Source organism: Moorena sp. SIO4A5, from assembly GCF_010672005.1.
In the GTDB taxonomy this organism is placed as follows: Bacteria; Cyanobacteriota; Cyanobacteriia; order Cyanobacteriales; family Coleofasciculaceae; genus Moorena.
In genome coordinates, this window is record NZ_JAAHHZ010000493.1 from 1 (window position 1) to 3,579 (window position 3,579).

Consider the following 3,579-nt stretch of genomic DNA (forward strand, 5'->3'; position numbering starts at 1 on the left):
AGAACTATTTGCTAAAGTTAGCAGCTCTGGAAAAATTACTCTTGCTGATCGATATGGATTGATGGCAGCACTATTGGAGGATTCACTCACCTCCGAAGAGCGAGACTCCATCGACAGATTGCTCCATGCTGTATATCGGGGCAGGGTGAAACTCGCTACCTAATGCTTTGACTATAGGTACTCGATCGCTCTGCTTGAGAAAAGGATATAGAAAAAAATAGACAAAAAGAAATCCCCCATTGATGTGAGGGGCATGGGGGGCTGGAGAAAACATTGAATCTACTCTATTTTATTAAACAAGAATATGAGTCGATTTGATAGCCATAATGGCGGAGATTTAGGATTTGCTTCATTTGTCCTTAGTTTCGTCCCCTTCATCCATTGGTGATTGGACTTCTGATTTTCTTGTCAGAGGTTGAACTACCTTTGCGATCGCTTCACTGACAAAAGCTTTAATAAACTCATCCCGCTGGTTTAACTGAAACTGCTTCTGCACCACTTCACTCATCCCTCCATCTCCCCAGTCTTGGTCATTGCGGAAGTATTCAATAAAGCTTTTCCCAGCAATTCGGATCAGATAAGCAGCAGTTACCCCCTGAATGGCTTTGCCTACAACATAGGTGGCAAGATTCAACCTTAGTGTAGTGCTAAGGATTTGAATCGCTCCCTTGACAATACCCAAACTAGCTAAGGTTTTTCCCAAGGATAGGGCTAATTCCCGACCCCGTTCCATATTCAGTTCACAGCCGTAGATTTTGCCAATTTCCACCACCATTTGGGCATTAACTGCTGCAGTTGCTAACAAATCCACCACGGGTAAGGGAGTCAGAGAAATTACACTGGCCCCAATCCACTGGAACCGTTCCACAACTTTCTCTGCTTCTCGCCTGCGCTGCTTGTCGAGGATGTGTCGAGTTTCTTGGCCTAAGCGTTGGGATTGTAGCAGTATGTTATCAGCAATCAACTCTTCTCCCTCTGCTCTTAATACAGCAGCTAAGCGACGGATTAAGGGCAAAATTTCCGGTTCAGGTTGGCAAAGTTGACCATTTTCTAGGGTAACAGGCTGGGGATTGGCTGCGATCGCAACTACATCTGAAGCAGCAATAAAACCCCTTACTCGCTGGCGCAATCGTGCTAGAATCCTTTCTGAGTCTTGTTCGGTGTACAAGTCAATTTTATTGAAGACCAGAAGCGATCGCTTCCCAATCTGTGCCAATTTTTCGAATGGATCATACTCTGAGTGTCGTAAATCGTTATCCACCACAAACAACAACAAATCCGCTTCCGTTGCCAGATGTCGTGCCCATTGCTCTCGCTGAGTGCCAACCACACCAGATTCTAAAATTCCTGGTGTATCAGTAATCAGAATCGGGCGTTCTAATCCCTTCAGCTTTAGTTTGTAGGTTTCCCCAACTTCCGTCGTTCCCATGGGGGCACCGACTTCACCCACCATCCGACCAATCAAAGCATTCACTAGAGAAGTTTTCCCCGCTGAACCAGTACCAAACACTACCACTAACAGTTCCCCACGGGAGAGGATAGCTTCAATTTCCTCAGAGCGGCGCAGCATCGCTTGCCGTGACACTTCATCCTGAATCTGTTTGACCTGTTGCCTTACTGCTTTAAGGGTTTCTTCTGCTGCTTCGGTTTTCACCTCCGGGGCTTTAGGTTCCAGACGACCCTTACCTGGCCGTTTCCGGGATTTACCAAATAACCCCATGGTGTAGATTAAGGCCCATATTAGTAGCCCTAGCAAGATAATCAGCAACAGCAGCACTAAATTAGCCAGTACCGGAGCAGTAAAGGAAATTTGGATATATAGTTGGTACAGACCATTAATCAACCAAAGCATTAGCCCCAGAATAATAATGAGACCAATAATTAGGGTTAGTAGGCGTGGCAGGGGCATGGAAGATAGGATAGCTTTTAATTATTAATCTTAGCTAGATCAGGGAATAATTCCCCGATCTCCAGGAACCCGAGAGGCTGTGCAATAAAACTCCGGATATCTTTCCCCTCTTGCCTCTTGCCGTCTTGATGCAAAGCGCGAGTGGGGGAAACCACGCCAGTTGCTCATGGGGGGAACCCCCAAGACCGCACTGGCTCCCCAAGACCGCGCTGCATCGCTCTTGCCTCTTGCCTTTCGCTATACTAAGCTATCAGCAATTTATAATTGATTTGGCAAAGAACTGTTTCAAACTGACTGTTTAAATCTTTTAAAAAACAATGAGCTTATTCAATACTATTATCAGTGCCATTAATAGTCCTACACAACAAGCTAGTTCTAGTCAGCTAGGGGATATTCTGAACACGGTACAGCAGTTGAGTGGTGCCTATCAAACACAGCCCTCAGCCGTGCAATCTGCCACCTCAATTGTAGGTAAGTATGTGCGTTCAGCGCTCCAACAAAAGCGCACAAGTGAAGGAGAGGAGCAGGTACAAGCACTAGTTAATCAATTTGGTGGCATTGGTGCTAGTTCTCAAGTGGTCAATATGCTCTTTAGTGCGCCTCAGATCCAGGAGCTTGTTGGAGAAATTACCAGCAAGACAGGCATTAATGCTGGTATCATTCAAGCCATGCTACCCACCCTGGTACCCGTGGTGTTGAATTTCCTCAAGACTGGCACCAATATTGAGAATCCCCTTGGTTCTAATTCTGTACTCAGTGGCTTTCTAGATGCTGATGGGGATGGGGATGTAGATATTTATGATGCCATGCAGCTGGCATCACGGCACTTAGGACGTTAATCAAAAGTGCGATTCGTTGGCCTAGGAAGAAGCACGAGTTGCTGGAATCAGTAACTTAATCAGTTTTGACAGCTGGGGTTTATCAAAGGCTTGGATCAGTACCTTGGCGGCGGCTTTTGGTTCTAGCACAATCGTAATTTCCTTACCCTTAGTGGTTCGGTTTGGCCCAGTAGATCCTACAGCTGCTAGTTTTTGCAGTGCTGAACTAGGAGCGATCGCAGCCGCTGCCTTTCGCAACTCCTCTAGATTACCCTGTGCTGCATGCAACTGGTCACTAGCTTCCTTGAGTTCTTTGATCACTAATGGTGCTAACTGGATATAGGAGTTTTTAGGATTTGCGATCGCTTTATGGCAAACTCCCACTAATTTATGCCAACTACCAATCCCAGCCCCCAGTTGAGCCAGACGCTTACAAAGCTTTTGAAGTTGTTGGCGATTGGTTGGCGTCGAAGATTGTTTAAACAGCTCTAGCATATCTTTAAGTACGCTAATCACCTTCGGTCCAAAGTCTGGGGGAAATTTACCTTTTCCTGAAGAAGAAGCTTTGCTAGTCGAAACTTGATCAGAACGAATCGCTTTTTTAGCAGCACCAGAGCTAGAAGCCATTCCGGCTGGTGATTGACTCTCACCACTGACCAAAGTTTTGAGATAACTCTGCAATTGTTCAAAGCCTGGCTGAGCTGCTTTTAGAGTTTTTTCTGCTTGACTTTGCTCAAACCCAAACGGTCCTTCCAACAGATCAATCAAAGCTTTGAGGGTATCATAACTCTTTAAAAACAGAGTCTCCAGCTGTTGATCAACCTTAATCTTATTCTCTTGAAGTACTTTGAA

Annotated in this window: 3 protein-coding genes; 1 reads left to right on the top strand and 2 read right to left on the bottom strand. The window is 45.5% G+C overall.

The annotated features are described in order from the left end of the window. Positions 1 to 349: 349 nt before the first annotated feature. On the bottom strand, positions 350 to 1,909 hold the full coding sequence (locus F6K57_RS39810) for a GTP-binding protein (protein ID WP_293074331.1): 1,560 nt from the start codon (positions 1,907 to 1,909) through the stop codon (positions 350 to 352). A 317-nt stretch (positions 1,910 to 2,226) separates the two neighbouring features. Between F6K57_RS39810 and F6K57_RS39815 the strand changes: the two genes are divergently transcribed. Next, the gene (locus tag F6K57_RS39815; protein WP_293074334.1) at positions 2,227 to 2,748 is read left to right on the top strand and encodes a hypothetical protein; all 522 of its coding nucleotides are present in this window, start codon (positions 2,227 to 2,229) and stop codon (positions 2,746 to 2,748) included. A gap of 21 nt (positions 2,749 to 2,769) precedes the next feature. Here the strand turns inward: F6K57_RS39815 and F6K57_RS39820 are convergent. Further along, the coding region (locus F6K57_RS39820) for a histidine kinase (RefSeq protein ID WP_293074337.1) at positions 2,770 to 3,579 on the bottom strand (810 nt) is incomplete at its 5' end.

Bases quoted from the DNA above. Each gene is read 5' to 3' on its own strand.
- F6K57_RS39815 (WP_293074334.1), top strand. From the start codon at position 2,227: ATGAGCTTATTCAATACTATTATCAGTGCCATTAATAGTCCTACACAA.
- F6K57_RS39810 (WP_293074331.1), bottom strand. From the start codon at position 1,909: ATGCCCCTGCCACGCCTACTAACCCTAATTATTGGTCTCATTATTATT.